2 protein-coding genes are annotated in these 4,835 nt (G+C 78.2%); one reads left to right on the plus strand and one right to left on the minus strand.

Translation table 11 applies throughout. The features are described 5' to 3' along the window. Positions 1-39: 39 nt before the first annotated feature. Positions 40-2,700: a BTAD domain-containing putative transcriptional regulator gene (locus AA75_RS24015; protein WP_033822286.1), complete on the minus strand. Its 2,661-nt coding sequence runs from the start codon at positions 2,698-2,700 to the stop codon at positions 40-42. Positions 2,701-2,897: 197 nt separating this feature from the next. On the opposite strand from AA75_RS24015, the gene AA75_RS24020 reads away from it, so the two are divergent. Next, positions 2,898-4,835: BTAD domain-containing putative transcriptional regulator (locus AA75_RS24020; RefSeq protein WP_051813188.1), on the plus strand; the 1,938-nt coding region annotated here is incomplete at its 3' end.

The following is a 4,835-nucleotide window of genomic DNA, read 5'->3' on the forward strand; positions in this document are numbered from 1 at the left end:
GGCGGCTGGGGCGGGGGGGGGCGGCTGGGGCGGACCGGCTCAGCGGGCCGCGGTCGGTGCTGCGGCCCGCCGAGGGGGCACGGGTCCCTCGATGCCCCGGCCGATCACGCCCATCAGGTCCGCGAGCAGTTCGTGGGCGCGCTTCTCGGCCGCGGGAACGCCGGCGGTCCGGCCCAGGGCGACCGAGAGCCGGGCGGAGGAGATCGCCGCGTCGCGCCGACCGAGCACGTGCAGGGCCCGGGCGCGGCTGTGGAGCGCCAGGACGGCCGCGGCGTCCTCGGATCGGGTGGCGGCGGCTCGGACGGCCTCGTCGGCACGGGCCAGGGCCGGACCCGGTTGCCCGGACAGGACCAGGGCGTCGGCGAGGCCGGTCAGCGCGGGCACCAGCAGGTGGGCGGTGGCCGGGGTCCGGGCGGCCTCCACCAGGTCGACGAGCATGGGCAGCGCCCGGCAGTGCTGCCCGGTGCGCAGCAGCGCGGCGGCCACCCGGCTGCGGCAGTCGTGGCGCAGGACCTCGTCCCCGGCCCGGTCGGCCGCCTCGATCGCGAGGTCCAGTTGGACGGCAGCCGCGTGGTGGGCCGCCCGCACGGTGTGGAGGACGGCAAGGTCCGTGCCGAGCCGGGCGACGGCCGCGTCGTCGTTCCCGGCCCGGGCCGCGCGCAGTCCGGCCTCGGCGACGGTCCGCCAGTGGCACCGGTCGTGGTCGGTCTCCTCGTGGAGCAGGGCGGTGCGGTGGGCGAGCCACCAGGTACCGGGGGCCGGGCCGTTGCGCTCACCGAGGAGCACGAGGGCGCGCAGGCTGCCCTCCTCCTCCTCGAAGGCGCCCCTGATCGACGCCGGCCCGCCGTCCGCCGTGCACGCGGCCGTCCACTCGGCGGTGACGTCCAGGTAGTGGTCCATCAGCCGGTCGAGGGCGGCGGACCGTTCGTCCCGGCCGAGCTCGGCGGCGTACCGGGCGGCGTAGCGGCGCACCGATTCGCGCCTGCTGTAGCGGCCGGGGGCCGCCTCGTCCAGCAGGTGGACCGCGTCCAGTTCGGCCAGCAGGGTGCGGGTGGCGGTGCGCGGGGTGCCGGCGAGGGCGGCCGCGGCTCCGGTGTCGATCACCTTTCCGGGGTGCAGGCCCAGCAGTGCGAACAGCCGGGCCGCGGGGGGAGCCAGCGTCCGGTGGGTCCGGTCCAGGGCGGCGACCAGGCCGGCCGGGGCACCCGCCGGGCCGGCACCGACCCCCGAGAGGACCGTCAACCCCGCCTCCGGGTCGGCGAGTTCGTGGGCGAGAGCGCCCGCCGACCAGTCCGGCCGGGCGGCCAGCCGGGTGGCGGCCAGGCGCACGGCCAGCGGCAGGCGCTCGCAGTGTTCGACGAGTTCGGCGACCGCGCCCGGGTCGTCCTCGACCCGGTCCGGCCCCCAGGCACGGGCGAGCAGCGTGACGGCGTCCTCGTGGGTGAGGGCACCCAACGGCACCGGGACGCCGCCCTCGTGGACCAGCAGGCGGTGCAGTCGGCTGCGGCTGGTGACGACGGTGACCGGGGTCCGCTCCGCGCCTTCGGCGCCGGGCGGCGGCGGGTCGGGCAGGAGGGGGAGGATCTGCTCCCGGGAGGCCGCGTCGTCCAGCAGGACCACCATCCGCCGGCCGGCGACGAGTTCGCGGTAGCGGCGGGAGCGTTCGGCCGTCGACGCGGGGAGGTCGTCCGGCGCGACGCCGAGCGCGGTGAGGAAACCGCCCAGGACGTCCGCCGGTTCCCGTGGCCCGCCCGGGTCGAACCCGCCCAGGGCGGCGTCCAGGACGCCGTCCGGGAAGTTCCCGGCCCGCTGCGCGGCCCAGTACCGGACCAGGGCGGTCTTGCCCGCCCCCGCCGGGCCCGTGACCAGGACCGGGCGGCCGGTCCGGGCAGCGGGCAGCGCCTCGTCCAGGCGGGCGAGTTCGAGGCTGCGGCCGCAGAAGCGGCGGTCGGGCACGAGGGGCCGGGCGACCGGCGGCGTTCCCGCGCCGTGCGGCCCGGCCCCGGGCGGCCCGGCGGGGCGGACCGGCATGCGGTCGAACCGCTCCCGCGCCTCCATGTGCTGCCCGTCCTGCTGCAGGCAACGCACCAGCAGGGCGGCCAGGGTCCGCCGGGACTGGTGGGCGTCGGCGGCCCCGGTCAGCGGGGCGACGGCCTCGCCGCCCCGGCCGGCCCGCAGCAGGGTCTCGGCCAGCCGTTCCAGCGCGTCCAGCCGCAGGCCGGTGAGGTGCGGGAGCTCCCGTTCGCGCAGCCGGACCGAGCCGCAGTCGGCGAGCGCGGGCCCGCGCCACAGGTCCAGCGCGGTCCGCAGCTTCGGCACGGGGCATTCCCGGGCCGCCGCGGCGGGGCCGACCGGCTCGCCCGGCAGTGCCGCCGTCTCCTCGCAGAGGCGGGCGAAGCGCAGGGCGTCGACCCGCTCGGGGTCACCGGCCAGCAGGTATCCGGAGCTGCGGGTCTCCAGGGCGAACCCCGGCCCGTCCAGCAGTCGGCGCAGTGCGGCGACGTGTCCCTGCAGGGCTGCCCGCGCGGTGGGCGGCGCGGCGCCGTCCCAGACCAGTTCGATCAGTTCGCCGGTGGCCACGGTCCGGTTGAGTTTCATGGCAAGGGCGCTGAGCAGCGCCCGCCGTTTCAGTGCCGAGGGCGTCACGACGGCGCCGTCCGGCCGTCGTACGACCATCGGCCCCAGCAGATCGATGTGCACGCGCCTCTCCCCCGTGCCGGGTCCTGACCGGCCTCCCGCGACACGTCCGCCCGCCGTGGCCCCCGCCGGTCGCTCCCGTGCCCGCCGCGTCGACCGGCGGGGCCGGACGATGACACATCCCGGACAAGTACGCACACTACACTGCGTCCCCCGGCGCCGACCTGTGGCGCCGGGGGTGTGGACGGAGGGGGTGCGGGGTGCGGATCCGGCTGCTCGGTCCGGTGGAACTGCGGACCGAACCGGTCGGCTTCACCACCGTGTCGGGGGCCCAGCGCCGGGCGGTGCTGGCGCTGCTGGCGCTGGAACTCGGACGTGTCGTGCCGGTGGAGCGGCTCTGCGAGGTGCTGTGGGGCGACCGGCCGCCGACCAGTGCGCGGGCCGCGGTGCAGGGGCACGTCGCCGCCCTGCGCAAAGTCCTCGTCGACACCCCGTTCGGCCTCCACACCCGGGCCGGCGGCTACCTGCTGACCGGGTCGGCGGACGACGTGGACGCGCTGCGTCTGGAGGCGCTGGCGGCCCGTACCGCGGGACACGCCGACGCAGCCGGCCCGGTCGACGACGCCGGGGCCGTGGCCCTGCTGGAGGAGGGCCTGCGGCTGTGGCGCGGCGAAGCCCTGGCCGACCTCCCCGACACCCCGCTGCGCACCGCTCTGGTGGACCACCTGAACCGGACCCGCACCGACGTGCTGCTCCGCTGGGCCGCGCTGCAGCTGCGCCGGGGCACCGGGGCGGCCGCCGTCGCCGTGCTGGAGCAGCATGTGCGGACGGACGGGCTGCGGGAGGAACTGGTGGCGCTGCTGATGCTCTGTCTGCACCGGGCCGGACGGCCGGCGGACGCGCTCACCGTGTACCACCGGACCCGTCGGCGGCTGGACCGCGAACTGGGCATCCGGCCCGGCCCGGCCCTGCGGGCCGCACTTGCCGAGGTGCTGGCCGACGACGGCCCGGAGCGGCCGGCCGCAGCCGCGGCCCCGGCCGGGCCCATCGTGCGCATCCCCGACCGGCTACCGCGCCGGACGGCCGGGTTCGCCGGGCGGCGGGCGGAACTCGACCGGCTGGACCGGGCCGGCCTCCCCGAGCGCACCGCCGGGGGCCCGGTCCTGGTGACCGGGCCGGCCGGCGTCGGCAAGAGCGCGCTGGCCGTCACGTGGGCGCACCGGGCCGCCGCCCGTTTCCCCGACGGCCTGCTCTACGCCGACCTGCGCGGCCTCACCGAGTCCGGCCCGGCCCGCCCCGAGGACGTCCTCGCCGATTTCCTGCACGCGCTCGACGTCCCCGCCGGGGCCGTTCCCGCGGACCGCGCCGACCGGGCCCGGCTGTTCCGCGAACGCACCGCCGGCCGGCGGCTGCTGGTGGTCCTGGACGACGCCGACAGCGCCGACCAGGTGGTCGATCTGCTGCCTCAGGACCCCGGCTGCGTGGCGGTCGTCACCGGCCGGGGGCCCCTGCAGGACCTGCCCGCCCTCGACGGGGCCGTCGTGCTGCAGCTGGCCGAACTGCCGCAGGACGACGCCCTGCTCCTCCTGGAACGTGCCCTGACTCCCGAACGGGTGCACGGTGATCCGCGGGCCGCCGCCCGCCTCGTCCGGCTGTGCGACGGGCTGCCGCTCGCGCTGCGGATCGCGGCAGCCCGGCTGGCCACCCAGCCGGGCTGGTCGCTGTCCGCATTCGCGGACGAACTCGCCGACGAACAGGCGCGGTTGACAGCCCTGAGCACGGACAGCGCGTTCGGTGTCCACAGCCGGCTGCACCTGACGCACCGTCGGCTCTCCGCACCGGCCGCCGACCTGCTCGCAGCCCTGGCCGCGCACCCCGGCGACCGGGTCGACGCCCTCACGAGCGCCGCGCTGCTCGGCACCGACACCCCGGCCGCCCGCCGGGCGTTGGACGAGCTGGCCGCCCACCACCTGCTCACCGGCACCGGGCCGGGGCGCTACGGCCGGGCTCCTCTGGTGCGCCCGTTCGGCGCCGGGCTGCTCGCCGAACGGGCGGAGCCGCTCCGGCGGCTGCCGAGCGAGCGGCTGGCGGACTACTTCCTCGCCGTCCTCCGGCGCTGCGGACGCTTCCTCGACCCCTGGCAGGAGGGGGCCGGGCCGCCGGCGCACCCGCCGCAGGCACTCCCGGCCATCGCCGAC

Origin of the sequence: Kitasatospora sp. MBT63 (genome assembly GCF_000710465.2) — a bacterium.
GTDB lineage: Bacteria > Actinomycetota > Actinomycetes > Streptomycetales > Streptomycetaceae > Kitasatospora.